Annotated in this window: 24 protein-coding genes and 3 pseudogenes; 22 read left to right on the forward strand and 5 right to left on the reverse strand. The window is 60.1% G+C overall.

The features are described from left to right. The first annotated feature begins 219 nt into the window (after positions 1 to 219). From ACS4RS_RS30835 to ACS4RS_RS30845, 3 genes and pseudogenes are all read left to right on the forward strand, one after another. Positions 220 to 2,340, forward strand: a complete 2,121-nt coding sequence (locus ACS4RS_RS30835; protein ID WP_439012031.1) for a ParB/RepB/Spo0J family partition protein — start codon at positions 220 to 222, stop codon at positions 2,338 to 2,340. Between the two features lie 74 nt (positions 2,341 to 2,414). Continuing rightward, a pseudogene (locus ACS4RS_RS30840) lies at positions 2,415 to 3,070 on the forward strand (hypothetical protein). 74 nt (positions 3,071 to 3,144) lie between these two features. Then, positions 3,145 to 4,335 carry a DUF932 domain-containing protein gene (locus ACS4RS_RS30845; protein WP_439012034.1) on the forward strand — a complete coding sequence of 397 codons (1,191 nt, stop codon included), beginning with the start codon at positions 3,145 to 3,147 and terminating at the stop codon, positions 4,333 to 4,335. Between the two features lie 355 nt (positions 4,336 to 4,690). Here ACS4RS_RS30845 and ACS4RS_RS30850 read toward each other — a convergent pair whose 3' ends face one another. Continuing rightward, positions 4,691 to 5,062 carry a MarR family transcriptional regulator gene (locus ACS4RS_RS30850; RefSeq protein ID WP_439012035.1) on the reverse strand — a complete coding sequence of 124 codons (372 nt, stop codon included), beginning with the start codon at positions 5,060 to 5,062 and terminating at the stop codon, positions 4,691 to 4,693. A 96-nt stretch (positions 5,063 to 5,158) separates the two neighbouring features. On the opposite strand from ACS4RS_RS30850, the gene ACS4RS_RS30855 reads away from it, so the two are divergent. From ACS4RS_RS30855 to ACS4RS_RS30870, 4 genes and pseudogenes are all read left to right on the forward strand, one after another. Continuing rightward, positions 5,159 to 5,692 carry a hypothetical protein gene (locus ACS4RS_RS30855; RefSeq protein WP_003592406.1) on the forward strand — a complete coding sequence of 178 codons (534 nt, stop codon included), beginning with the start codon at positions 5,159 to 5,161 and terminating at the stop codon, positions 5,690 to 5,692. A 3-nt stretch (positions 5,693 to 5,695) separates the two neighbouring features. Continuing rightward, entirely contained in the window at positions 5,696 to 6,358 is a 663-nt protein-coding gene (locus ACS4RS_RS30860) for a lytic transglycosylase domain-containing protein (protein ID WP_439012036.1), read from the forward strand. Then, entirely contained in the window at positions 6,355 to 6,654 is a 300-nt protein-coding gene (locus tag ACS4RS_RS30865) for a TrbC/VirB2 family protein (RefSeq protein WP_439012037.1), read from the forward strand. Before ACS4RS_RS30860 ends, ACS4RS_RS30865 begins: the two co-directional genes overlap by 4 nt. 5 nt (positions 6,655 to 6,659) lie before the next feature. Continuing rightward, positions 6,660 to 6,818, forward strand: a pseudogene (locus ACS4RS_RS30870) (VirB3 family type IV secretion system protein); the annotation flags it as partial. 194 nt (positions 6,819 to 7,012) lie between these two features. Here the strand turns inward: ACS4RS_RS30870 and ACS4RS_RS30875 are convergent. Then, positions 7,013 to 8,815 carry an adenylate cyclase gene (locus ACS4RS_RS30875; RefSeq protein ID WP_449314139.1) on the reverse strand — a complete coding sequence of 601 codons (1,803 nt, stop codon included), beginning with the start codon at positions 8,813 to 8,815 and terminating at the stop codon, positions 7,013 to 7,015. Positions 8,816 to 9,096: 281 nt separating this feature from the next. On the opposite strand from ACS4RS_RS30875, the gene ACS4RS_RS30880 reads away from it, so the two are divergent. The 12 genes from ACS4RS_RS30880 (at position 9,097) to ACS4RS_RS30935 (ending at position 18,571) form a co-directional block, all read left to right on the forward strand. Continuing rightward, positions 9,097 to 11,340 (forward strand): DUF3604 domain-containing protein, encoded by a 2,244-nt coding sequence (locus ACS4RS_RS30880; protein WP_449314095.1) that lies wholly within the window; start codon positions 9,097 to 9,099, stop codon positions 11,338 to 11,340. A 76-nt stretch (positions 11,341 to 11,416) separates the two neighbouring features. After that, positions 11,417 to 11,881: a hypothetical protein gene (locus ACS4RS_RS30885; protein ID WP_449314096.1), complete on the forward strand. Its 465-nt coding sequence runs from the start codon at positions 11,417 to 11,419 to the stop codon at positions 11,879 to 11,881. Beyond that, positions 11,794 to 12,597, forward strand: coding sequence for a hypothetical protein (locus ACS4RS_RS30890; protein ID WP_449314097.1), 804 nt, complete (start codon positions 11,794 to 11,796; stop codon positions 12,595 to 12,597). The genes ACS4RS_RS30885 and ACS4RS_RS30890 overlap by 88 nt, the downstream gene beginning before the upstream one ends. Positions 12,598 to 12,605: 8 nt before the next feature. Continuing rightward, a complete protein-coding gene (locus tag ACS4RS_RS30895; RefSeq protein ID WP_439012040.1) occupies positions 12,606 to 13,553 on the forward strand; it encodes a peptidyl-prolyl cis-trans isomerase in 948 nt (315 codons plus the stop codon). Then, on the forward strand, positions 13,550 to 14,581 hold the full coding sequence (locus ACS4RS_RS30900; protein ID WP_439012041.1) for a HupE/UreJ family protein: 1,032 nt from the start codon (positions 13,550 to 13,552) through the stop codon (positions 14,579 to 14,581). Before ACS4RS_RS30895 ends, ACS4RS_RS30900 begins: the two co-directional genes overlap by 4 nt. Beyond that, a complete protein-coding gene (locus ACS4RS_RS30905; RefSeq protein ID WP_439012042.1) occupies positions 14,578 to 15,177 on the forward strand; it encodes a HupE/UreJ family protein in 600 nt (199 codons plus the stop codon). Before ACS4RS_RS30900 ends, ACS4RS_RS30905 begins: the two co-directional genes overlap by 4 nt. Continuing rightward, complete coding sequence (locus ACS4RS_RS30910) at positions 15,174 to 15,788, forward strand: HupE/UreJ family protein (RefSeq protein WP_439012044.1); 615 nt, start codon at positions 15,174 to 15,176, stop codon at positions 15,786 to 15,788. The genes ACS4RS_RS30905 and ACS4RS_RS30910 overlap by 4 nt, the downstream gene beginning before the upstream one ends. Before the next feature lie 118 nt (positions 15,789 to 15,906). After that, positions 15,907 to 16,176, forward strand: a complete 270-nt coding sequence (locus ACS4RS_RS30915) for a hypothetical protein (RefSeq protein WP_439012045.1) — start codon at positions 15,907 to 15,909, stop codon at positions 16,174 to 16,176. Between the two features lie 64 nt (positions 16,177 to 16,240). After that, on the forward strand, positions 16,241 to 16,666 hold the full coding sequence (locus ACS4RS_RS30920) for a hypothetical protein (RefSeq protein ID WP_439012047.1): 426 nt from the start codon (positions 16,241 to 16,243) through the stop codon (positions 16,664 to 16,666). A gap of 27 nt (positions 16,667 to 16,693) precedes the next feature. Beyond that, complete coding sequence (locus tag ACS4RS_RS30925; RefSeq protein ID WP_439012048.1) at positions 16,694 to 17,263, forward strand: OmpA family protein; 570 nt, start codon at positions 16,694 to 16,696, stop codon at positions 17,261 to 17,263. Between the two features lie 30 nt (positions 17,264 to 17,293). Beyond that, the gene (locus ACS4RS_RS30930) at positions 17,294 to 17,989 is read left to right on the forward strand and encodes a hypothetical protein (RefSeq protein WP_439012049.1); all 696 of its coding nucleotides are present in this window, start codon (positions 17,294 to 17,296) and stop codon (positions 17,987 to 17,989) included. A 93-nt stretch (positions 17,990 to 18,082) separates the two neighbouring features. Beyond that, the gene (locus tag ACS4RS_RS30935) at positions 18,083 to 18,571 is read left to right on the forward strand and encodes an ion channel (protein WP_439012050.1); all 489 of its coding nucleotides are present in this window, start codon (positions 18,083 to 18,085) and stop codon (positions 18,569 to 18,571) included. Between the two features lie 115 nt (positions 18,572 to 18,686). Here the strand turns inward: ACS4RS_RS30935 and ACS4RS_RS30940 are convergent. Then, a pseudogene (locus tag ACS4RS_RS30940) lies at positions 18,687 to 18,844 on the reverse strand (SOS response-associated peptidase); the annotation flags it as partial. Positions 18,845 to 18,990: 146 nt separating this feature from the next. Here ACS4RS_RS30940 and ACS4RS_RS30945 point away from each other — a divergent pair. Continuing rightward, positions 18,991 to 19,425 carry a DUF2721 domain-containing protein gene (locus tag ACS4RS_RS30945; RefSeq protein WP_439012051.1) on the forward strand — a complete coding sequence of 145 codons (435 nt, stop codon included), beginning with the start codon at positions 18,991 to 18,993 and terminating at the stop codon, positions 19,423 to 19,425. Between the two features lie 557 nt (positions 19,426 to 19,982). Here the strand turns inward: ACS4RS_RS30945 and ACS4RS_RS30950 are convergent. Together ACS4RS_RS30950 and ACS4RS_RS30955 are read right to left on the reverse strand one after the other, a co-directional pair. Continuing rightward, positions 19,983 to 20,609, reverse strand: coding sequence for a hypothetical protein (locus ACS4RS_RS30950; RefSeq protein ID WP_439012052.1), 627 nt, complete (start codon positions 20,607 to 20,609; stop codon positions 19,983 to 19,985). Between the two features lie 234 nt (positions 20,610 to 20,843). Further along, positions 20,844 to 22,247: an MmgE/PrpD family protein gene (locus ACS4RS_RS30955; RefSeq protein ID WP_439012583.1), complete on the reverse strand. Its 1,404-nt coding sequence runs from the start codon at positions 22,245 to 22,247 to the stop codon at positions 20,844 to 20,846. A gap of 39 nt (positions 22,248 to 22,286) precedes the next feature. Between ACS4RS_RS30955 and ACS4RS_RS30960 the strand changes: the two genes are divergently transcribed. Further along, on the forward strand, positions 22,287 to 23,264 hold the full coding sequence (locus ACS4RS_RS30960; RefSeq protein WP_439012053.1) for a LysR substrate-binding domain-containing protein: 978 nt from the start codon (positions 22,287 to 22,289) through the stop codon (positions 23,262 to 23,264). A 33-nt stretch (positions 23,265 to 23,297) separates the two neighbouring features. Further along, positions 23,298 to 24,203 carry a LysR substrate-binding domain-containing protein gene (locus ACS4RS_RS30965; RefSeq protein ID WP_439012054.1) on the forward strand — a complete coding sequence of 302 codons (906 nt, stop codon included), beginning with the start codon at positions 23,298 to 23,300 and terminating at the stop codon, positions 24,201 to 24,203. Positions 24,204 to 24,237: the final 34 nt, after the last annotated feature.

Consider the following 24,237-nt stretch of genomic DNA (forward strand, 5'->3'; position numbering starts at 1 on the left):
TGAGCATGCGAAGAACTGTCTTTCAGTGAAACAGCGAAAGAGCATACTCGGCTCGGCTCCCTGCGAGAGTGGCGAGGGCGGCTCAGGGAGGAGCGCGACCGGCGAGACTAGTGCTGGCCAGTTAGCGAGGAGGAGAGAGGAAGAGGAGGGAAGGGAAAAGCTGTGACGGATTGACAGGATTGGAGAGAGGCTCCAGCCGGTCCGTCATGGAGAAATGACATGGCCAAAGCCATTCAGAAAATCACCCTCAACCGATCGGAAGACATCGCTTTCGACAAGCTCGTGCTCTCGCAGAAAAACGTCCGCAACATCAAGACGGGAGTGTCGATTGAAGATCTTGCTGAGGATATCGCCCGTCGCAAACTCCTCCAGAGCCTGAGCGTCCGCCCCGTTCTCGCTGAGGCCGGAGAGGAGACCGGCACCTACGAAGTTCCCGCCGGCGGGCGGCGCTATCGGGCACTCGAACTGCTCGTGAAGCAGAAGCGCATGGCGAAGGATGAGCCGATCCCGTGCGTCGTCAAGCGAGGCGACGAAACATCGGCCGAGGAAGATTCCCTCGCCGAAAACGTCCAGCGCGTCAGCCTGCATCCGTTTGATCAGTTCCGCGCCTTCCAGACGCTGCGGGAACAGGGACTCGATGAGGAAGAGATCGCCGCGCGGTTCTTCGTCTCGGTCGCCACCGTGAAGCAGCGCCTGCGGCTTGCGTCCGTCTCGCCGCGGCTTCTCGATCTCTATACTGAAGACGAAATGAAGCTCGAGCAGATCATGGCCTTCTCGATCACCAACGACCATGTCCGCCAGGAGCAGGTCTGGGATACGATCTCGCGGTCGCACAGCCGCGAGCCATATTATATTCGCCGCCTGCTGACCGAAACCGCGATCCGCGCCAGCGACCGCCGCGCCGTCTATGTCGGCGTCAATATGTATGAAGCTGCCGGCGGCGTGGTGATGCGCGATCTGTTCGAGCAGGATCAGGGTGGATGGCTGCAGGATCCGGCGCTGCTTGAGCAGCTCGCGCTCGAAAAACTCAAGGCCGACGCCGATGCGATCCAGGAGGCTGAGGGATGGAAATGGATCGAGGCCGCTTTCGATTTTCCTTATGGCCATACATCCGGCCTTCGTCGCTTCTACGGCGCGCAGGCCGAGATGACCGAGGAGGAGCTTGCCCGTTACGATGCCACACGGGCCGAGTACGACACGCTCGATGCGGAGTATGCCAAGGCGAGCAAATATTCCGAGGCAACGGAACAGAAGCTCGAGGAACTCGGCACCGAGATCGACCGGCTCAATGATCGACCCAATGTCTTTGACGCCGAGGACGTTGCTCGCGGCGGCGTCTTTGTTTCGCTGGGCGCCGGCGGCGAGCTCAAGATCGAACGGGGGTTCGTGCGGCCCGAAGATGAGCAGAAAGTGGAGGTCGACGCCTCCGATTCTGACGGTGGCGGTAGTGTCGATCTCGACGGCCGTTCATCGGTCACCGACGAAACGGCTGCTGGCGGCCATCAATCGGAGGACGAGGATGAGACGATCAAGCCGCTCCCCGATCGCCTGGTTCTCGATCTGACGGCCGCGCGAACTGTTGCGCTCCGCAATGCGCTCGCCAACGATCCGGTCATGGCCTTCATTGCCGTCCTGCACGCCTTCGTGCTGAAGACCTTCTATTTCTACGGTTCGGACTCATGCCTGGAAATAACGTTGCAGAACGCGAAATTCAGCCAAACGGACGGGCTGGGCGACACGGCATGGGCAAAGGAAATCGACCAGCGGCAAGAAGCTTGGGGCCAGGATCTTCCCAAGGATCCAAATGATCTCTGGGCGTTTCTGATCGCACTCGACGATGTGAGCCGGCAGGCACTGTTTGCGCATTGCGCCTCGCTGTCGGTCAATGCGGTGATCGAGCCCTGGAACAAGCGGACCCGGGCGATCGCGCACGCCGATCAACTGGCCCGGTCCATCGGCTTTGACATGGCCGAGGCCGGTTGGGTGCCAACGGCTGACAATTACCTCGGCCGCGTCACCAAGGCACGCATCCTGCAGGCGGTCCGGGAGGCAAAGCGCGACCAGTCGGCGGAACTGATCGGCCATCTCAAGAAGGCCGACATGGCGCGCGAGGCCGAACGGCTGATGAGCGGCAGCGGCTGGCTGCCAGAACCGCTTCGGCTTATCACGGCCAGCGCCTCGGTCGAGCAGGCGACTGTCGAAACCGGTGAGATTGCTGATGGCGGGACAGTCGAGACACCGGCGCCCGATCTCCCGGCTTTCCTGACCGACGATGCGGATGATGCCTCCGCGCCGACTGACGAGGTCGACGAACACCAGCATCTCGACGCGGCCGAATAATCCCGTTTCACGAAACTCAACCGACGGCCCGGCTCCGGAAGGAGACCGGGCCGCATCCGTTTCAGGAGAGTTCAATGCCCGATTTTACGATCGAAACCACCTATCAGTTGCCGGTTTTCCGGCATCGCACCTATGCCGCCGAGACGCTGGACGCAGCTTGCTGTGCAGCAATCTACGACGACAACTGGGAGATGGCCGAGAATAACCACAATTCCTCCCGCGGGGTCCACGTCACCGGCGCCTGGAAGGAGCGCACGCTGCTTATATCGGCCCATCGATCCAGGTGCCGTCGCAGTTCGAAGACACGCTCCAGCGTCGGAGTCGCCATTTCGAGATCCTGCTCGGCCTGCTGAAGATCTTTTTCGACGATGCCCATGCCAACCGGGAGCCGTCACTCGACTGGCTTAATCGTTCAGCTTGGGAAATTGCGCGAGGAGAAGCCATTCTCGCCGGAAATCCGGATCCTGATGAGCCTGCCGACCCGCCGAGGCCTGTCCACGTTCTCGCCCGGCTGCAGGAAGACCGGGTTCGCGAGGCCATCACCGCCATTTTCGAGGTCGATCACAGTTTCGGCGGGCTTTCGACCGAGACGGTGAGCGACGACGAGATCCACGAGGCGTGCGTCTCGATAGCGACGACGACGGACTTTTCTGATGTCGTCAGCAACGCGGAATTCCAGACGGCTCTGACGGCGATCTGGGCAGCGCACCATCGTCTCCATCGAGAATGATCCTTTCCAACCCTTCATATCCTTCAACCAGCCCGGCCAATGCGCCGGGCTCTTGCTTTTCAGGAGATAGTCCAATGAACACTCTCAGCACCAACGCCAGGCCCACGGCTTCCGGCTTCAAAGTCGATATTTCCCGCGGCGAACGGATCGGCCGCGTTTCGTCGGAATGGTTTTCGCGCCCCGACGACGAACGGTTTCTGTCTCTGATCGATCTCGATGAGACCGTCCGGTCTCGAGCCGATCGCGCGCATGCGCGAACGGTCGAGAGCGCAGCGATCCGCGTAGAGGCCACCCGCGATAATGCCGAGCGGCTTGAGCTCCTCGTTCCCGGCCAACGCCAGCCGATCGCACCGACCCATTGGAGCTACGGCCAGCTCTGCAGCCTGGTCGGTGCTCCCGCCACCTATATGCGCCAGCTTCCGGCGTCGCTTGCCGCCATCAATCTTCAGCATGGTTTGCTTAATCACCGTGCCGAGCTCGTGAAGACGCTCGAGATGGACGATGGCCGGCTCGAACTCAGGGCCGTCACCGGGCCAGAATACGGTCGCATCTGGGACCATGAACTGGTCTCGTCGGTAATGAAGATCGCCGGCAATGGCACCGGCGATACGATGTGGAAGGTGCCTGGCGTCCTCGATTGGGCAACGATGACGCACAACCCGTTCGTCGACATCACCAAGGACACGACGACGCTCTATGCCAGCGACCGCGACGTCTTCCTGTTCCTGGTCGATGATACCCATCCGATCGAAGCCGGACGGCTGCCCAATGGCGAACCGGACCTCTATTTCCGCGGCTTCTATGCCTGGAACTCGGAGGTCGGATCGAAGACGCTCGGCATCGCCTCCTTTTACCTGCGCGCCGTCTGCGCCAATCGCAATCTTTGGGGCACGGAAAACTTCGAGGAGATCACCATTCGACACTCGAAGTTCGCCGCCCAGCGTTTTGCGCACGAGGCAGCGCCGGCGCTGACGAGCTTTGCGAACTCTTCCCCGGCACCATTCGTGGCCGGCATCAAGGCAGCGCGCGAGCGCATTGTCGCCCGCAAGGACGAGGATCGCGAGACCTTCCTGCGCCGGCGCGGCTTCTCGAAGGGCGAAACCGGCAAGGTGATCGAAATGGTCTTGTCGGAAGAAGGTCGGCCGCCGGAATCGATCTTCGACTTCGTGCAGGGGATCACGGCGCTGGCACGCAGCAAGACCAACCAGGACACCCGCCTCGAGCTGGAGGGGAAGGCCAAGAAGCTGCTTGAAAGTGCTGTCTGATCAAGTCTGAACTCGTCTCATCACGATGTCGTCGGCCCATCCCAACCGGCCGGCGGCACCGTCATTTTTAAAAGCCGCCAAAAGGAACGCCCGGGCGGGGGCAGTCGGTTCCGCCTCCCTGACGGCCGCTATGCTGAGGCTCCTGCGGCTGCCCTTATTCCGCCCTTAGCGTGGCGAGAATTCCCGAAATCCGCCTCACGGCGCCGCTATGCTGATTTCTCCGATACTCTTCATTGTATGATTGGAACCCGCCCTGCAGGCGGGTTGCCCTTTAGCCCCTTGCAACTGCCGGCAGCCGCATGATCGGGACCGGCAAATGATTCGCCACCCCGCTTCTTTTTATGCCGAAAATCAGTCAGTTTAACCCTGCACCCCCGCTGGCGCGGAACGAACTTAGCTTGTTCAGCAGCTCCTGGGAGATCTCGAACTGCCGTGCTGTTCCTCGGCCCATGGAGTTCTTCCCCATCGTCTCCAGCAGCATTCCTCGCTTCACCAAAAGATCGACCGTCTCCTTGACGCCAGTTCGCGTCAGCTCGGTAATTTCAATTATATTAGAGAGGGTTAGCTTCTGATGGGCCTGGGTCATCGTGTAGAGGATCGTCATCATGCCGATCTGCTTCAGCCGCGCCTGCGGCGTCTCGTCCTCCAGCGGATGATCAAGGATCTCATGGAGAATAAGTCCGGAAAACGCAAGGTTGTGCCATTGAGTTTTAATCGCGCTTGCCATGTGATTTAACTGTGTTATATACGGCAGTATAGACGGGCAGGCAAAGTTGGCCTTCCCGAATGCAAAAGGGCGTCGTCGTCTCGAAGGGTCCTGTCCATGAAAAGCCTTCTGCTGAATTCACTGCTTGCGGTCTGCTTCGTAGCGCCACCCTATCTTATTTCCGGCGATAAAGCGCGGGCCGAAGATTGGGGATGTCAGGTTATCCTATGCCTTTCCAATCCCGGCGGGCCGACCCAATATGCCGAATGCCGGCCGCCGATCCATAAACTATGGCGGGAGCTTGCCGAGGGGCATTCGTTCCCGGCGTGCAGCGGCGTCGGTTTCCAGAGTTCGCGGCCGGGTTATGAGCCTTACTTCTGCGATGCTGGCTATAGGCTGATGAAGGATTATGGTCCCCGCGGGCGTGCGACCTGCGTGGCGACAGCGCCGCAGCCGGTGAGCAACAGCCTCTGCTGGAATGACGACGAATACACTTCCCGCGACAACTCGGTGCTGTCGCCACATTGGCAGCGCGTGGACGGGCGCCGCCAGTGCATGGGCTTCCCGATCACACGCCCGAATACGCGATCGCAACCGCATTATGTCGACGTCACCATCGACGGCGCCGGTAAACAGCGCGTCTGGTACTGACCGATGGGTGCTGCTTTCGTCGATATCGCGCAAACCTGCGCGCCGATGGTGGAGATGGAGACGCTGGCTAGCATTGTCAGCCTCGAGAGCCGGTTTCAACCGTTTGCCATTCGCATCAACAGCGGCCCGCCACTTGCCGCCCAACCCGCATCGAAGGCGGAGGCGATCGAGGTTGCCACATCCCTGATCGCCGATCACCAGGATATCCAGATCGGGCTCGGTGGTGTCGGGATCGAGCAGCTTCAGAAGCTGAAGCTATCCGTCGCGGACGCCTTCGATCCCTGCCTGAACCTCAAGGCCACAGCCACGCTTCTCGACGGATATTATCGCGTCGCTGAGCGCGCGGGAGACGATCCGACCCTGGCTGAGACAGTGATGCTTCAGTCCTACTACGGCCGCGATGATCCATCCCTCGGCGCCATGGTCAAATACGACGAGCAGGTGCGCCGGGAAACAAAGCGGCTATCGCCGATGCTTGCCTCGCTCACCATCGGCGAGCCCGAAAGCCGAGCCGGGCCTCGCGAGCAGTCGCAAGATGAGGCGCCGCCGGCGCTTGCGAAACAATCCTCCCACACTGCCGAGGCCGCATCCTGGGACGTGTTCAGCTCGCGACGGCAATCCTCAGTTCTCGTTTTCCAGAATGATCGATCGGAGCAAAGTGAATGATCTTCAAAGCTCGTCTTCGGCCCCTTGCCGCATCCACCCTCATGGCGGCCGCCATCCTCGCCTGCCTGGTCGAACCAGCCTTCGCCCAGGCCGCCGGCATCGAAACCGTGCTGCAGAACATCGTCGACATGCTGACCGGCAATATCGCCCGCCTGCTGGCGGTGATCGCCGTCATCATCATCTGCATCGCCTGGATGTTCGGATACATGGATTTGAGGAGGGCCGGCTTCTGGATCATCGGTATCGGCGGGATTTTCGGCGCCACCGAGCTCGTCAACACCATCGTCGGGAACTGAGCGCCATGGCGATCATTCCGAGCCTTGAAGACGACACCTTGTTTCTCGCTTGCACCCGCCCGGCGATGATTGCCGACGTGACCATGGAGGCGATGGGCGTCAACATCATGCTGACGACCATCCTCTACATCACCGCGGGATCGATCGCCGAAGCAGAACCAGGACGACACAGACAACAAACCAACGAAACCAGCTCCTTGGAGCCCACGCCACCTCACCACCAACGCTGCCCACGAATCGCCCTCAGTTGAAACCAACAAACTACTTCGCCAAGAAAACCTATCTCTCGAAGACGCGGCACGCCCGTAACTTCTGGTATGTTCTGTGCCCGCGGCCATGTTTGAGGTGGATAGACGGCTTACGGTTGAGAAACCGAGGACGCCTTCGTCGGAAGCAGCATCGTTTCCTTCACCTCGTCGGCCGCTGGCAATCCGGCCTTCCTGATGTCAGCGATCATTTTCGCCCGATCGGCGGGCTGGAAGTTGCGGGCCTTCAGTTCGGCAACGATGTTCGGAATGAAATCGGGGCGCATCTCGTTGAATGCGGTGGCCTCCCGCCGGGCCTCGTCCATCATGTCCGCCTTCACGTAAATGATGGCCGCAACCGCATGATATAGCGGGAACTTCTGCAGATCTGCCTGCCTGATCTCGCTGACCGCAGTTTTGTTGTCTTGCAGCATGTAGGCTGCAAGCGCACGCGTGCCGTGATAGTAGCCGCCGCCACCCGGATTGAGCTCCAGGGCACGATCGAGCAACGCCGCCCCGCGCTGCCATTCTCCGCTCTGGGCTACACGCGTGCCGAACTCGCCTAGAAGTTCCGTGTCGTTGGGGTTGGTCGCCAACGCCTGTTCGCCGACCTTGATCGCCTCGTCGGGCTGCTGGTCGAAGAACAGCGCGTTCATCAGGGCCTGCAACGAACGTGTGTTGCCTGAGTCCAGTTTGACTGCAAGCCGCGCAGCACTGAGGCTGCGCTGCACCGGAGTCGGCGTGCCGGACCTGATGTTGAAACGAAAACGTTCCTCGTCGAGATAGATGATCGAGAGCATGGCCCAGCCTGTGGCCAGCGTTGGGTAACGCTCGACGGCATTCTCGAGGCAATTGCGCACATTGGCATGCTGGTCTGCCGTCAATTCGGCGCGATAGGCGTAAAAGCCTAGCATGCAGGTGTAGGCTCCTAATTCGTCAGGAGGCGGATTGACGGAATCCGCTCGAGCCATGACCCCATATGGCTGTGCGACCGCGGTCGCGACCTTGTTCGCCACGTCGGATTGGATGCCGAACAGTTCGCGCCCGTCAGTGCTGTCGTCGTAGGAATCGGACCAGAGGATTTTGTTTGTGCCAGTATCGACCAAACGCGCCGTCACGCGCACCAGCTCCCCTGATACGCGTACGCCGCCGGCGAGCAGAAAGCGCGCACCGAGTTCGCCGCGCACCTGGGAGGCTGGCACCCCAGGCGACAGTAATTTGGAGGTTTCACGCCCGAACACCTGGATTTCCTTGAAGCGCGGGAGGACGGTCAGCAATTCCTCCGTCAGCCCGGCGGAATAAAGTTTCGATTGTTGTCCGTCGCCAAGATCGGCGAAGGGGGCGATCACAAGCGTCGGTCCATCCTCGGGTAGCGTATTCGAGCGGTCGGGCAACAGGATCGTGGATAAGGCAATGGCGAGAATGCCAAGGCTGAGCGTCGCGCCTAATCCGATGCCGATCGCAGTGCGGGGAAACCGGGCGCGAATTCGACGCGGTCTAGCTATCCTCATTTGCTCTGCAGGATCACCCTGAGGCGCCTCGATCCATTCGAAGGACGGCGCGTATCCGCCTTTGGGAATATCGATTCTGATCGGATCATGCTGTCCGGCGACAAGGTAGTAGCGCTCGAGCAGTCGACGCAGGCGACCGGCCTCAATGCGAACAACCGGATCGTCCTGGGTGAAGCCCTCGCGCCGCTTGAACACTTCAACGGCAATCGAATAGCCCTTGATCCGGTCAGCACGACCCGCAAGAGCCTCTTCAGTGACGTATGTCAGGAACGCGCCACTACGACCAACCTTCGGGAACTCGGGACTGGAGATGATGACAGCGAGCTGAGCACGGATAGCGTCCGGGGTCAGGACCGGACGGTTAAACGGAATGGTGTCGCCCCCCGGCGGCAATTCGTTCTGCACAGCCTGCACCTCACCCACTCTTGAGGTTCATTCTTAAAGCAAATTACCGTTCACGAATGCAACCTACTGCAGAAACGGGTCGTCGTCCATAAAGATAGTTGAGGAGCTGCCCGAGGCTGTTTCCGGGGTAATTTACTTCTTTAGTTCGACGGGAGGCATGCCGAAACTACATGCCGCGGCGCCCGTATATTACTGTTACATACCTTGCGCTCTCGTCGTCGCCGTCCATAAGACTAACCGAAAATTCAACCACAACGATAAACCGCAATCGAGGGCGAGACATGCACAGGGCAAATCGGGTCATACTTTTGCTTTCCTCAACGATCCTCGCAGTGGCTGCAACAGGAGCTTCAGCCCAGGAACGGCAAGCCTACTTTGGCGAAACGCACGTGCACACCGGATGGTCGTTCGACGCCTATATCTTCGGCAACACGAAGACCACTCCAGCCGATGCGTACCGGTATGCCAAGGGCGAAACAATCAAGCATCCCCTCGGCTACGATATCAAGATCGACACCCCGCTCGACTGGATGGGCGTCACCGACCATTCGGAATATGTCGGAACCGTCGCGCTTGCCAACACGCCAGGTTCAGCCATCAGCAAGCTTCCGATCGCGCAGAAGCTGATCGTCAAAGACCCCGCAGATATCACCCGCATCTACCTCTGGCTCGGCGGAACGATCGTCGACAAGGACCCTATTAAGGAATTGATTTCGCCCGAGGTGGCTGGTTCGGTGTGGAAGCAGAACGTCGACATGGCCGACCAGGCCAACGAGCCCGGCAAGTTCACGGCCTTCTGCTCCTATGAGTGGACCTCGACGCCGAACAACCGCAACATGCACCGCAATGTCTTCTTCCGCGACTGCGCCAAGGTTCCGGAGGTGCCTTACAGTTCGATCGATTCAAGCGATCCGTCGGACCTCTGGAATTGGATGGATGGACAGAGAAAGACAGGCAACGAGCTTCTGGCGATCTCCCATAATGCCAATCTCTCGGACGGCCACATGTTTCCGACCGACGTCGACGAGAAGGGGCGCCCTATCGACGCCGCCTGGGCGGCGTCACGTGACCGCAACGAGCGTCTGAGCGAGATCAAGCAGATCAAGGGCGCGTCCGAGACTCATCCGACCCTGTCCCCCAACGACGAGTTCGCCAACTTCGAAATCCTGACCTACCTGCTCGGCGATCCCGCCGGCCGCTTCCCGACCGTCTCCGGCAGCTACATACGCCAAGCCCTCAAGGACGGCATCTCGATGATGGAGGCGCGCGGCTACAATCCCTACAAGACCGGCTTCGTCGGCGGCTCGGACTCGCATAACACGGGCGTGCCCTATCGACAGGATAATTTCTACGGTGGCCATGTACGCAACGACGGCGATATCAAGCAACGCATGTCGGGCTACGTTTTTGCTGGTCTCGACGTCCGCCTTGAAAACCCGGCAGGTCTTACCGGGATCTGGGCCGAGGAAAACACCCGCGCCTCGCTCTTCGACGCCATGCAGCGCAAGGAAACCTTCGCCACCAGCGGTCCGCACATCAAGGTGCGGTTCTTCGGGGGAGCAGATCCAGCCGATGTCGCCAAGCCAGACTGGGTGAAAACTGCATATGCGGGCGGAGTGCCGATGGGCGGCGACCTGCCGCCCCTGGGCGAAGCCAAAGCGCCGTCCTTTGCCGTGTGGGCAGTGAAGGATCCGACCTCCGGCAATCTCGACCGCGTCCAGATCGTCAAGGGCTGGTCGAAGCATGGCCAGAGCTTCGAGAAAGTCTACGACGTCGCCTGGGCTGGAAACCGCACACCGGATGAATTCACCGGCATCGTTGCGCCGATCGGCAGCACCGTGAACATCTCCGAGGCCAGCTACACCAATACGATCGGCTCGGTGGAATTGAAGGGTTCGTGGACGGACCCCGAATTCGATCCGAGCCTCGACGCCTTCTACTATCTGCGCACCCTTGAAATCCCGACGCCACGCTGGACCACGATCCAGGCAAAGGAACTGGGCATTGCGCCTCCCGATAATGTCGCGGCGACCGTTCAGGAGCGCGCTTGGAGTTCGCCGATCTGGTATACGCCGACCCAGGAACTGCGGGCTGCCGCCGCCAAGGGCACGACCGTTGCCGACTTGAAGCAGCAAGGTGCTACGACGCTTGATACGAAGGCACTCACCGACCTCGTCGTCGGAAAGTCGAGCTGGGTTCGCAACAATGTTACAGGCGAAGTCTTCAACATCGCGTGGACAACATCCGGTCAGCGCCTCGTCGGCAACGTCAACGGCTCGATCCCGAAGCCCAGCGAGATTGGAGACGTGTTGCATGGAGGCCTGACGGGGCAGGGCACGGCCTACGCCATCAAGGACGGGGCCATCGTCACCACCCTCAACAATGCTCCGTATGAAGCAACTGTTTACAAGCTTGGCGACAAATACTTCGCCGCCCGCAGCAACGAGTTCGGTTTCGCGAACTACGAAGTCGTCCCGACGCCGCATATGCTTGATCCCTTGACCCCGCAAAAAGCGCCGTTCTGAGCCGGAGGCTTCGTTGACCGCGCATCCGCATTAGTCGGCAGCGGTTAACCGCTGGTTGGAGGTAATGGAGAGTCCCATGGTAACGAAAGCATCCGTCCGATTGCTTGTGAGCCTCGGCTGCGTGATCCTGGCGTTCGCCGGGAATGCTCAGGCCTGTGCCATTTGCTTCTCGGGGCTGGTGGTAACGCCTGGCCAGCGGCTCGACGCCGCAGATCAGGCCGTGATAGCCGCTCCAGTCGATGGGCAAGGCCGATTCCGCGTCATGGAAATCGTCAAGGGGGACGGCACGGTCGGCGATGTCCTCGTGCAGCCCGGACTGGCCACCCCAGTCGCCGAGGCGGTGATGTCGGTCGACGGTCTGACCGTCGCAGACGGAGAGGGGCGAAACTCGATCAGAAACCTGTGCTTCTCTTCCACGACAAGGTTTCCGAGAAGTGGACAAGCTTGGGCGCAATGTCCGTCGACTTTGCGGGATGGCTGCGACAACTCGCGCAGACGAAGCAGAGCGCAGAGACGCCAAAGCGCATTTGGCCGCAACTAACCCTCACATCATCGTATCTGACGGACGCCGAATGGCGCGATCGCATAGTCGTCGTCGCGCAACAGCTCGAAAGCCCTGAAGCTTTGGTGGCCGCGATCGCCTATGGCGAGTTGTCGCGCGCTCCGTACGCGGTGACGCGGCTGCTCAAACCACAACTCGATGCTGCCAAACTCCTCACGTGGACCACTGATCCAAAATTGGCCTCTCGACGTCCGGCCTACACGTTGTTGTTGGGGATCACAGGTGGTGCCGGTACAGCCATCGCGCTCGAACAGCAAATCGACATTGCGATGAAGGCACGGGACGCCACCAACCTTTCGGCTTTGCTGGCGGCGGATCTGGAATTGCGCGGTGCAAACCGCGTCGACTGGCTGGAAACAACCTTCTTCGCCGATAGCCAGCGGACCCTGCCGGAAATCCAGGCGGCTCTTCTCGCATTGAGCGTGCAAGGCGGAGCCGACGGCATCGTCCCCCGCCGGCGGGTGATCGAGGCCTATCGCTACTTCATCAAGGCCCGCAAGCCGATGGCCGGGTTCGTCGCCATGGAACTGGCCGACTGGGAGGCGTGGGATGCGACCGCGGACTACGTCGCCATCATCCGGTCGAAGGCAGTCAGAGACCCCGCCGAGCAGTTTGCGATCCTCAGCTATCTCAAACGCAGTCCGCTGACCACTGCCCAGGCAGCTCTGGGTCCCTCTGCCGATCAACAACAATAGGTGTGCCAATGATGGTTCCGTCCGACGCCCCGAAAGAGAAGTGGCAGCGGGTTCTCAGCGAACCGCTCCTACACTTCGTCGTTGTCGGCGTGGTTCTCTTCGGTGCCTATCGGCTTCTCGCCCCCGCACCTGAGGAAGCCGCCGCCGATCAGCAGAAAATCACTTTGACGAAGGATGATGTCCGGCAACTTGCGGTGACCTGGCTCGCGCAGGGCCGGCCCGCCCCGACGCCCGATGAGATGCGCAGTCTGATGGACCAGAAGGTGACCGAAGAGATCCTGTTCCGTGAGGCCGTCTCCCTTGGCCTTGATCGCGACGATGAAATCATCAAGCGAAGGCTGGCCCAGAAAATGGACTTCTTGGCCGCCGACCTGGCGACGCTCGACGAGCCAGACAACGCGCAACTGAAGGCGTGGTATGCGAAACGCTCAGACCGCTTCGCGCTTTCGCCACATCTCAGCTTTCGCCATCTCTATTTCTCTTTTGACAAGCACGGCGAGGCAGCTCGGGAGGCTGCCGAGGCCGCCATCCCTTCCGTCGCCGGCAAACCTTCGGACTCGCCGGACGTTGCGTCGGTCGCCGATCCGTTCATGTTCCGGAACTATTATGGCGACGCCACGCCCGAGCAGATGGCCAAGGAGTTCGGACCCGACTTTGCCAAGGCGCTCTTCACCCTGAAACCGGGATCGTGGCAAGGACCCGTACAGTCCGGTTACGGCTGGCATCTCATATGGGTCGATTCCATCGAAGCCGGACGGGTTCCTGCTTTGGAGGAGGTCGCGCCCAGCGTCAAATCGGCATGGCTCGATGAGCGCTACGCCGAGGTGAAGAGGAACGCGCTGAAGGAGATGCGTTCGCGTTACGTCGTGAGCTTGCCCACCGTCACGAAGGACGATCTGCAGCACTTGGAGGTTCCAGCCGCGACCAGCGCTCCGATTGAGTTGTCAGCCCAATGAGCATTCCAATCAACTTGCCCAGGTCGCTTTGGTGTTTGCTGCTAGGGGTCGTGGCAGTCGCCGCGTTCGTTTCGTGCGCGGTCGCCCACGAAATACGGCCCGCGTATCTGCAAATCGATGAGATGGCCGCGAACCGCTACAAGGTCGTTTGGCGTACACCGATGCTGTCAGGCATGCGGCTTCCGATAGCGCTGCGGTTTCCGGAGAGCGTGCGCAACGTGACGGAGCCGGCCGCGCGTGAACTTCCGGATTCGCTCGTCGAAACGCGCGTCATCGAAACGGACGGTCGTGGCCTTGCCGGCAAGCGCGTCGAATTCGTTGGGCTACAGGCGACGATCACCGATGTGCTGGTCCGCGTTCATCTGCTGAACGGCAGCGTCGAAACGACGATGATCCATCCCTCCGAACCCTGGATCGACTTTGCCGGCGCGCGCAGTTGGCTCGCCGCCGCCAAGGTCTATTTCGGGAATGGCTTCCAGCACATTCTTCTCGGTATCGATCATCTGCTCTTCGTCTTCGGCCTGCTCTTCATCGTCCGCTCGCGGTGGATGCTGGTGAAGACGATCACCGCCTTCACGGTCGCCCACTCGATAACCCTTGCCGTCGCGACGCTGGGCAAGGTCGAGATTCCGGCGTTGCCGCTCAATGCGATGATTGCACTGTCCATCCTGTTTCTAGGTCCCGAGATCGTCCGGGTATGGCGTGGGCAAACGAGCTTTACGATCCGCCACCCATGGATCGTCTCCTTCGCCTTCGGGCTGCTGCATGGCTTTGGATTTGCCAGCGGACTGACAGCGCTCGGCCTGCCGCAGGGCGACATCCCGTTTGCGCTGCTGATGTTCAATCTGGGCGTCGAGGCTGGCCAGTTGGCGTTCGTCGGGCTCGTTCTCCTGCTCATCGCGGCCCTGAAATCGATCGAAATCAGATTGCCGCGCGGCCTGGAACTGATGCCCGCCTACGTGGTCGGGATATTGGGCGCTTACTGGACCGTTGATCGCATCGTTGCAATGGTGGGGGGAATGGCATGAAACATTCGGTACTCCGCAGCATTGGCCTTGTCTTTGCGGCCCTGTTCTTCTCAGCCGGCGTCGCCGAGGCTCATGTCGGCACGGGCGGCGCGTCCGGTTTCGCCGCCGGGTTTTTCCATCCGATTACGGGGCTTGATCACGTCGTGGCGATGATCGCCGTCGGTCTGTGGGGAGCGCAATTGGGAAAACCGGCCATCTGGGTGCTGCCGATCACTTTCCCCCTCGTCATGGCATTCGGCGGCTTCCTTGGCCTACTCGGCGTGTCCATGCCGGGCGTCGAAATTGGCATCGCACTATCAGGTGTCCTGCTGGGTGCGGCCGTCCTGACCGAAACCCGGCCGCCGCTGTTTGCGGCCGCAATCCTGGTGGGTGTCTTTGCCATCTTCCATGGTTATGCCCACGGTGCCGAACTGCCACTTGGAGAAAACGCGTTGTTCTTCAGCCTCGGTTTCGTGATAGCGACCGGGCTGTTGCACGCGGTCGGCATTGGCATCGGACTGCTCTACCAGTGGCCGTGGGGCAAGATCACTGTTCGGGCTGCCGGTGGCGCGGTCGGGGCTGTCGGCGCGTTCTTCTTATGGAATGCACTCGCATGACGAGGGCGGCCGCTCCCAGGAGAACTCGTATCCGCGCCGTATTGGCGTCGATCGGGATCGCAACAATTCCGGTCGATGCCAATGCACATCTCGTCAATACAGGGCTTGGACCGATCTACGACGGGCTCGCGCATTTCGCGATGTCTCCGGAAGCCATTCTGCCCATCATCGCGCTTGGTGTTCTCGCCGGGCTTCGGGGGCTGGCCCACGCTCGGATCGCGGTCCTGCTCCTGCCGGCCGCATGGATGGCTTTCGGACTGATGGGAATGCTGCTTGGCCCGCTCGCCATCAATCCCGTCTATGAAAGCCTGCCGTTACTGATCCTGGGAGGTTTGGCGGCTGCCGACATTCGGATGCCTTTATGGGTGACGGCATCATTGGCAATCGCCCTTGCGGCATTCGAGGGCTCCGTCTTCGGCTCGGCGTACTCCGCATTCCGTGATGGCGTTCCGGCGATGATTGGCTCGGCCGGGCTTGTCTTCGCCTTGATCGCCCTTGTGTCCGCTTTGGTGCTGAAAGTGAAATGGGACTGGGCGCGGGTTGCAATGCGCGTGGCAGGCAGTTGGACGGCGGCAAGTGGCCTGCTGCTGTTGGGGTGGGGCCTGCGTTGACCGCGTCGCGGCTTCAGCACCGTTTGTTACGGTAACCTACGGTGCAAAGGGAGAGATTTGTATCATCATGTTCTGAGATCGCCTGGTGTGAGGCGACGGACGCAAATGGATAGACCCGATGGGGAACGGTGTTGGATTCGTCAAAAGCTCCTTCAGGGAGCGAGCCAAAGCCATCGAGGAACTCGCCGCCCGCAACGAGGGGTTTCGCGACCTCTGCGACGACTTTCTGACTGCGCATGACGAGAAACTGCAATGGGAACGATCGTCCGCTGCGGAACGTGGCGACCGCATCCTCGAATATCAGGACCTCATGGAGATCCTCCGAACAGAAATTGCGCAGGCCCTCGAGCGGGCCTCCGTCGTGCCGTTCAAACCGCCACGACGATAACGTCCGCCCAAGCATTCGACGCAAATAACCACTTCAGATCAATCGCTCCAGGATAGGAACTACGATGAGAGACAGAGTTGGTATCTTCGCAGGCGCGGCGCTCGCCGGCTTCCTCACTCTAACCGCGGTCGTCCGCGCCGACACCATCAGCTACGCGGATGCGGTGACGACGCTCGCCAAGGAGTGCGGCGCCGACATCAAGACCTTCTGCAGCGGCGAAAACCTCGGAAACGGCCGCATCCAGGCCTGCCTCGGGAAGAACGCATCGAAGGTCTCACCGACATGCACCTCGACCCTTGGAAACGTCATGACGTCGATTGCTCAGCGCCAGGAAGCGCAGGCGTCAGTGTTCAAGGTTTGCCAGCATGACATCTCCCAGTACTGCAACAGCGTGAAAGGCGACGGGAACATTCTCTCCTGCCTCGTCGAGACTAAGCGCGTCGACAACAAATCATGCAACCAGGCAATCACCGACGCTGGATGGCGTTGAACCATGGCCGAAAATAGGGGAAACAAAATGATCGCTCATGGCCTTCGCATTTCAATCGCACTCGGCTTCCTTCTGGCTCCGTGCATCGCCTCCGCCCAGCAGCTCGACAATAGTCAGATCATGAGCACGCTCGGACAGGTAAAGGCGTCGGCACCCGCCGTCGACGTCGCCCTGCTGGTGGAGGAAGCCAACGCCAATGTTGGGAAGGGCGTGGCAGCGCTGCCCAACTGGAGCACGCTGTCGCAGCTTTCGCAGTTGATCGTCGAAATCGATTTCGAAAACAACTCGACTGCCATCGAACCGAAATCCTACCGCACCGTCGGGCTGATCGCCGATGCGCTGCACCACCCGGACCTGTTCCGGTACAAGTTCCTCATCGTCGGGCACTCGAGCGCGACGGGAAGTGCTAAGCATAATCTCGAACTCAGTCAGAAACGCGCCGATGCTATAAACGAGGCGCTATCCACCACCTTCGCAGTTTCGCCTGACCGCTTGTTCTCGGTCGGTGCCGGCGAGGAATGGCCAATCGATCCCGGTCACCCGGAGTCGGCCGACAACAGACGCGTGCAACTGATCAATCTCGGACTTTTGAAGTAACGCCCTCGTGGCCGAATTGGAGGACGAATCGTGCGTAAGATCTCGTATATCTGCATCGTCGCGCTCGCGGCGGGTCTTGTTTCAACGTCTCCGACCATCGCGCAGGATGCCATCTCGGCTCCCGCACAGAAGACGATCGGCGCAACCAAGTCAAAAATGGTGCCGTCGCTTGCCGTCCTCAATTCCGGAGGGGCGAAGCTGGAGGGTGACAAGTTGACGATGAGCGGCATCTCGGCGACATCGATCGTCTTCGCCGACCGACCAGTCAGGTCGGCGGGTCATGTCCTGACCTCCGAGTTCATCAAACAATGGGGCGAGGGCGCCGACAGTTTCGCAAAGGATCCGCCCAATGCGACGATATCGGTCCTGAGCGGCAAGGGGGATTCCGTCGCCGATGCCGTGGTCGTGCTGAAGACACCGAAGCTTGAGGGTGGAAACCTGACCTTCGACGTCACGGTCCTGGAAGGGGATCTCGCCGGAGCCGACGGCCCGGCATCGCTGTTCATCGACTGGTTTGCAGCCCGCGGTGCGTATGGACGGGTGGCCGTTGGCGGGATCGGGGTCCACGCTCCCGTCTGGCACGGCGGATGGTACGCCCATCCGGGCGCCTATTACGGCGCTGGCGTGGTCGCGGGGGCTGCTATCGGCGCAGCCGCAGTTGCGGCAGATCGGCCTTACTACCCACCGCCGGCATGCGGATATTACCCCTATCCTCCCTGCTACTAACACCATGGGTACGGCAACATGCCGGCGGTGGGGCCGGTGGAGGGCTAACGTAGCGGCCGTCCACCGCAGTTGACGAGACTGAGGACGTAGCGATTGGATCATCTATCGAACCCGAATCCGGTATTCGAAATCCTTGTCGGGACGTTGATTTTGATCGTCGTCATCTTCGTGCACGGCGTCGGGATCCGGAGCATCAGCCGTCAGTTCAGCAAATCCTGGACCCAGGTAACGAGCGGAACGCCACATTGGCGGTTGAACATGATGCTCGCGGTGACGGTCGCCGCGCTGGCGCTCCTGCATTTCGCAGAGACATTGATCTGGGCCGTTCCGCTCTCTGTCAGGGATATCATCCCGTCGATGCGAGACAGCTACTACTACGTGTTGGAAAGCTACACGACGCTGGGGGAGGGCAACGTCGCTCTCCCGGCTCGGTGGCGTCTGCTTGGACCGATCATAGCCATGTCGGGATTGTTCACTTTCGGCTGGACGGGAAGCGTCCTGGTAAGCATCATGACCGATTTCGGCAAGTTCGACACGCTGCAGGCCCGCAGGGAACGTGTGGAGGAGGACAAAACGCCATAACCGAAGCGCAGACCTTCGCCATCGGGGCCACTGGGAAGGGACGTTACGGAGTACAAGTCGTCAGCCGCCTCGCTTGGCTGCTCGGCCGCATCTATTGTATTGCACCGGGTCACCTGGGCTTGACGACAGCGTTCGGATCCGTCGTTAGAAAACCATGGAGATCATCGGTCGTCGTCCATCCCTGACCTTCCGCACGCTCGTCCATTGCGACACGTGGTTGCCTGCGAGAAACATCAAAGGGGTGCTCTCGTCACGCGGAAACCAGATGTTCGGCGTTGTGGCGACGTCCTGCGGTTTTGACCGAACTGTCAAAATGTGGCTCGCAGGGCGGGAATTTGCTTGTTCGTTCAGTGCGTACTTGCAGCAGCCGTACCCGGCGCAATTCGTGCCTCGGTACGGCAACATCAAGAGGAAATCCCATGCTTAGCGACGTAGCGACCGCTGAACAGATCTCTCGCGTAATCTCACAAGCAACCGCCCCGGCGTTTCTGCTGGGCGCGGTCGCAGGATTTATCTCGGTTCTGATCACACGCATGAATCGGATCGTGGACCGTAGCAACCTTCTGGGGGGCCTACGTGAGACCGACCCTGGCGGAAGCCGTCTGAAGGATATCCTTCCACGATTGAAGCGTCGCGCGAAGCTGCTCAACAAGGCGATCGAATTCGCCGTGATAAGCGGAATATTCACGACCATGCTTGTCATACTCGCGTTCGTGAGTTCATTTCTCAATCTCAGACATGAATATGGCGCAGCGATAATGTTTTCGGTCGCACTTATGTTTTTCTCCGCTTCCCTTATGGCGTTGCTTCTCGAGGTCCGGGCCGCTCTGCACGACCTCGATTTCTCTTTGTAATTGGCGCATTGACCCTATGAAATGGCGCTCGGACAAGTCCTTCTAAGTTCAGATCGATACAATCATCGCCGACCGGTTCTTCCATCGCTGGCGACGGAGCTGTCCCCTTGAACTAAACGACAACTAGGGCCTTGACGTCTTCCTGCTCGTTCTCTAAACGTTCTCGCCATCATGTGTTACATCGCTCGCTACGCCTCGGCACGAATACGTTGACCGACTGCTGGATCCAGTCCGGCGTCCGCCATTCCGTATTGTGTTTTCGAGGGTGCCATGAAGTGCAATCCCTACGAGAGGCCGCCGGGCGATGTCGTGGACGCATTGCGGCTCATGTGGTAGGCGTTTTGCTTTACGTAATTGGGGTCACGTTTCATGGATTTGGGGAAGACTTCAGCAGACGAGGTGCTGCGATGCAGGCAAGGTCGAATGTTCGAGGACCTGACGGACCCCAACCTGCGTCGCCTCTTGTATGAACGCTCTGCCCCGATTGCTGCGGCGATCACGATTACCATCGATCTTGGCGAGGAGCGCTGAGACCGGACTGTGACGATTTTCGTGACCTAGAACGGCGGCTCGGTTACAGCCATTGGTAATGGATCGACCCGTCCCCAGAACCGCACGCCGGCATGAATATAGCGCTGCACATCACGTGTGCGGATGCGGATTTGTTCACTGTCGGGCGACGGCCCGGCATTGATGTCGACATATTCGCTTGGGTCATATACCCAAAGTTCCGGCGCGATCGTGCGCAAGCTCTTGCTGGTACGCCCATCGCCGTGGCGGACCACATTTGCGACGAGGACGGCTTCCACCAAGTCTTTCCGCACATCGTCTCGACTGCCATCCACCTCTCTGGCTTCAAGGCACCGGTCCAGCAGTTTGGCGTAATCGCCTTCGTAAACGGTGCGCGGATTCAGCGGCGAGAACAGATGTAACGCCCAGTGACGCAGCTGGCGTTCGAACAGGCCGGCGAGCGCCAAGACAAACGCTTTGGCGGCCTCATTGTGTGTATGGGCATTGACCTGGGCCGCTGCGCGATCGAGGTTCTCGCTCATCGAATTAGATGCGGTGATTTCTTGCAGCGTAGGCTCTGGCAGATTTTCCAGCACCGGTGCGATGACGCGCTCGTAGAAACGGTGGAGATTAACTTGAAAGATTCGGGGGAGTTGGTTCTCCAGGTCATTCATTAATCCAACCTCCGCTCCCTGAGGGCAAGCTGCTCATTGTTGGAGTTTTGCGACGCGGAAAATGCGCCTGTGAACCCATTTGTCTCTACAATGACAGGGTCGACGGTTCAACTACATTCAAGGCGCGCGTCAGAAAATGACGGGGTCGGTAGATCCGATCCCTTCAAGGCGAAGCAGGATCAAATAAGTTCATCTTACCGCTGGGAAGAGCTTTTCCCGCAGCTGCCGCTCGATTCAAACTTCGATACTTCGCTGACCTGTGTCGGGATCGGTAGCCGTCTGAAAAATCAAGCTCCAGAATGCGCTGTCGTAGGACAGGGGTTCAAAATCCGGTAGGGAGCGAAGCTGTTGGAAAGAGGTTTCGGGATCACGCCTGTTCGCCCAGCTTAAACAATCGATGAACTTAACTTTGCGTTCGTGATCACTCATCGGTGCTTCGAGCGAACCCTTGGCGTGCAAGCGGGACTTCCTGTAAATGCGCCCGTCGAGCGTCGTGACCGTGACGATGTGGGGGAGGCGCTCTACGCCTTTTTCCTCATCGCCCGAATAGGACTGCATGTCGATGCGCGGCATGAATTCCCGGATTTCCGCTCGCCCAATCTCCTGCCGTGTAAAGTCCGAAAGGCTAAGGGAGCCTTTGAGGAAAGCTGTCGCCAGGCAATATTGCATTGAGAAGCGTGCCTGCATCTCATCAGTGGGGTTGGGATAAGCGAGGTTGCGGGCAGCGGATATACCGACTTTCGTCTCGATCCCCGCAATGTCGCCCGCCAAAAGCCCGTGCTCCTGCTTGAGATCCAGAAGCGCGTCGATGGCGCGATGGGTCGAGGCGCAGCAGGGATGACGTTTGGTCACCACGCCGCGGCTTTCGATGATGTGCCTCTCTTCGAATGTCAGGCCTTCCCAGCCGCGAGCCTCGTCACCGCCGAAAAGATCGAGGAAGCCTTGCTGCCGTTCGAGGATATCCGGCCGGCCGCTCAGACCCGCAAGCGCCATGCACGCCGCATCTACGGCATTACGCGCAGCAATGCCCGCATGAACGGGTTTGGCGGTCGTGCCGAATTGCCCTTTCGGCCCGCAGGCAAAGCTGGTCGCGAGGCTCATCGCCGCCGCGAGGCTCTCTTCGCCGCCGCCAAGAAGCTGTGCCACGCCAGCCGCAGCCCCGATGCTGCCGACCGTCGAAGTCGCGTGCCAGCCCCTGTTGTAGTGAGAGGGATTGACGCCAAAGCCGACCGCCGCTTGCGCTTCCAGCCCTGTCAAGTAGGCCTCGATGAACTGTCTCCCGCTCTTCACCTTGCCGCGCGTCAGAACCGCCAGCAGCGCCGGTACTAGTACCGCGGAAGCATGCGCCCTCGCCGGATGGAAATTGTCATCGAAATCGAGCGCATGAGCCGCCGTTGCGTTGACGAGTGCGGCGAGCGACGGCGAGGCGGAGCCGCCGGTGACGAGCCGGGCTTGGCCGGCGCCGGCGATTTCCCCGTCGAAAGCGCGGGTGAGCGCGGCGACGCTTTCATCGCTGCTGCCTGCAATCATGCAGCCGATGGTGTCCACCGCCGCATCTCTTGCTCGATCCATGGCGAGGTTTGAGAACGTCGTGCGCGACAGGACCTGTTTCGCGATCTTCCGGAGAATGGTGGCCATTGACGAAAGTCTTTCCGTGAGTTTGGTTCTCAGCGGAAAATGTTCAACTTTCCGCAGGTCCGCAATCTTATGCGGTTTGCGGGTAGGGCTATCCTTATGGGAGATAGAATGGCGCGAGACACGAGTGCGGCGATCAGCCTGAAGCATATCGAGGCCTATGACGCGATCGCCGCGACCGGCTCGACGGTCGCTGCCTCCGTCGAGCTTGGGATCTCGCAATCGAATGCCAGCCGTTTGTTGCAGCAACTGGAAGACTATCTCGGCGTCCGGCTTTTCGAACGGGAAAAGAACCGACTTCAACCGACCCGCGAAGGGCTGCAGCTCGGCCCGGAAATCCGCGCCATTTCCGACCGGCTGCGCGCCTTGAAAACCGCGGCGATGGAGCTTGAGAGCGGTCGATCGCGCGAGATCATGCTGCGGCTCGCCTTTCCCGCCAGCCTTTCCGCAACGCGCATTCCGAAGCTGGTGAAGAACTTTCTTGCAGCCAACGGTCCGATGCGCGTCGAAGTCGCGTCCGGCAGCTATCTCGCAATTGAACGGATGGTGGCCGACGGCGAGGCCGATGTCGGTTTCGCGCGTCTGCCGCTGATGAGCCCGGGATTGAAACAGGAGAAGATCCTGTCGTCACGGATCATTTGCGCCGTGCACAACGATCATTCCAAGGCCGGCAGCCGGCTATTGTCCGTCGGCGACCTGAAGGGGCAGGATCTGATCATGCTGAACAGGGAGCGACCGGTTCGCCACGAGCTGGAGGCGTTGTTCTACAAGGCTGGCATCCGTCAACGCCCCCTGCTTGAGGCCCATTCGGTGGCGAGTGCCTGCGCGCTGGCCGCACAGGGGCTCGGCATTGCGCTGGTCGGGGAGATCATCGCCCGCGAATATGCGACGCTGCCGCTGCAGTTCATTCCGCTCGAACCGGTACTGCCGGTTGCCTACGCGCTGATCAGCGGAGAGAAATTTCCGATGCCCAAGGCGGCCAGCCTCTTTCTTCAAAGCATTTCGGACTGGGCATGCTGACGGTGCTTATACGTCCCGGGGGATCGCAAAAGCATGAATATCAAGCAACTGGAAGTCCTGCGCACGCTTCTTGCGACAGGGTCGACGATTGCCACGGCAAAGACGATGGGTCTCAGCCAGTCCGGCGTCAGTCGTCTACTCCAGCAACTCGAGGCGGATCTTTCGATGTCGCTTTTCGTGCGCGACAAAGGCCGTCTCATCTCCACCCCTGAAGCCCTGCTTCTCGCCCGCGATGCCGAGAACATCTTGCTGGCGGTCGATCGGATGTCGGGTCACGCGGAGGAGTTAAGAAGCGGCGCCGCCGGCCCGGAGGTCGTCCGCATCGGCCTGCCGAGCAGCATGTGGGAGCATTTCGCGCCGGCAATGCTGGTCGATTACATCAGCGATTTCCCCGGTGTACGGATCGAAACCTTCTTCGAGACGACGACGGCGATCAACAAGCTCGTCGAGCAGAGGGTGATCGATTTCGGCTTTCTACGCATGGAGGGCGAGAGCGGACCGGGCATCGAGGTCGAGCGCGTCGCGACCGGCGAAAGCGTCTGCGTCGTTCCAAAGGATCATCCTCTTGCGAAACTGGAGGAAATCACCGTCAAGAATTTGCGCGACGTTCCTCTCATTCTGATTGGCCGCCAACGGCCGAACCGCATGGCGCTCGACCAAACCTTTCGGCGGGCTGGCATCAAGCAGATCGTCAAGATCGAGACGCATACCAACAGTTCCGCCTGTTCCTACGTCGCGCATGGCCTCGGGGTAACGATCATCAGCAGCTTTTATGCGAATCTCTATCGCCATCTGCCGGTCGTTCACCGTCCTTTCGTGCCACGCGCGACCCAGGAATTCGGATTGGCAAGGGCGGTCGGCACGCCACTCTCGATTGCCGCCCATGCTCTCAGCGATGCCTTGAAGAGACAGATCCAGCTTTCGCAAAAAGATATTTGAAATCAGATTTTTAGCCTGAGTATTTGCTCGAACG

Origin of the sequence: Rhizobium sp. F40D2 (assembly GCF_051810745.2) — a bacterium.
Classification (GTDB): Bacteria; Pseudomonadota; Alphaproteobacteria; order Rhizobiales; family Rhizobiaceae; genus Rhizobium.

Bases quoted from the DNA above. Each gene is read 5' to 3' on its own strand.
- ACS4RS_RS30835 (WP_439012031.1), top strand. From the start codon at position 220: ATGGCCAAAGCCATTCAGAAAATCACCCTCAACCGATCGGAAGACATC.
- ACS4RS_RS30845 (WP_439012034.1), top strand. From the start codon at position 3,145: ATGAACACTCTCAGCACCAACGCCAGGCCCACGGCTTCCGGCTTCAAA.
- ACS4RS_RS30850 (WP_439012035.1), bottom strand. From the start codon at position 5,062: ATGGCAAGCGCGATTAAAACTCAATGGCACAACCTTGCGTTTTCCGGA.
- ACS4RS_RS30855 (WP_003592406.1), top strand. From the start codon at position 5,159: ATGAAAAGCCTTCTGCTGAATTCACTGCTTGCGGTCTGCTTCGTAGCG.
- ACS4RS_RS30860 (WP_439012036.1), top strand. From the start codon at position 5,696: ATGGGTGCTGCTTTCGTCGATATCGCGCAAACCTGCGCGCCGATGGTG.
- ACS4RS_RS30865 (WP_439012037.1), top strand. From the start codon at position 6,355: ATGATCTTCAAAGCTCGTCTTCGGCCCCTTGCCGCATCCACCCTCATG.
- ACS4RS_RS30880 (WP_449314095.1), top strand. From the start codon at position 9,097: ATGCACAGGGCAAATCGGGTCATACTTTTGCTTTCCTCAACGATCCTC.
- ACS4RS_RS30885 (WP_449314096.1), top strand. From the start codon at position 11,417: ATGGTAACGAAAGCATCCGTCCGATTGCTTGTGAGCCTCGGCTGCGTG.
- ACS4RS_RS30890 (WP_449314097.1), top strand. From the start codon at position 11,794: ATGTCCGTCGACTTTGCGGGATGGCTGCGACAACTCGCGCAGACGAAG.
- ACS4RS_RS30895 (WP_439012040.1), top strand. From the start codon at position 12,606: ATGATGGTTCCGTCCGACGCCCCGAAAGAGAAGTGGCAGCGGGTTCTC.
- ACS4RS_RS30900 (WP_439012041.1), top strand. From the start codon at position 13,550: ATGAGCATTCCAATCAACTTGCCCAGGTCGCTTTGGTGTTTGCTGCTA.
- ACS4RS_RS30905 (WP_439012042.1), top strand. From the start codon at position 14,578: ATGAAACATTCGGTACTCCGCAGCATTGGCCTTGTCTTTGCGGCCCTG.
- ACS4RS_RS30910 (WP_439012044.1), top strand. From the start codon at position 15,174: ATGACGAGGGCGGCCGCTCCCAGGAGAACTCGTATCCGCGCCGTATTG.
- ACS4RS_RS30915 (WP_439012045.1), top strand. From the start codon at position 15,907: ATGGGGAACGGTGTTGGATTCGTCAAAAGCTCCTTCAGGGAGCGAGCC.
- ACS4RS_RS30920 (WP_439012047.1), top strand. From the start codon at position 16,241: ATGAGAGACAGAGTTGGTATCTTCGCAGGCGCGGCGCTCGCCGGCTTC.
- ACS4RS_RS30925 (WP_439012048.1), top strand. From the start codon at position 16,694: ATGATCGCTCATGGCCTTCGCATTTCAATCGCACTCGGCTTCCTTCTG.
- ACS4RS_RS30945 (WP_439012051.1), top strand. From the start codon at position 18,991: ATGCTTAGCGACGTAGCGACCGCTGAACAGATCTCTCGCGTAATCTCA.
- ACS4RS_RS30950 (WP_439012052.1), bottom strand. From the start codon at position 20,609: ATGAATGACCTGGAGAACCAACTCCCCCGAATCTTTCAAGTTAATCTC.
- ACS4RS_RS30955 (WP_439012583.1), bottom strand. From the start codon at position 22,247: ATGGCCACCATTCTCCGGAAGATCGCGAAACAGGTCCTGTCGCGCACG.
- ACS4RS_RS30960 (WP_439012053.1), top strand. From the start codon at position 22,287: ATGTTCAACTTTCCGCAGGTCCGCAATCTTATGCGGTTTGCGGGTAGG.
- ACS4RS_RS30965 (WP_439012054.1), top strand. From the start codon at position 23,298: ATGAATATCAAGCAACTGGAAGTCCTGCGCACGCTTCTTGCGACAGGG.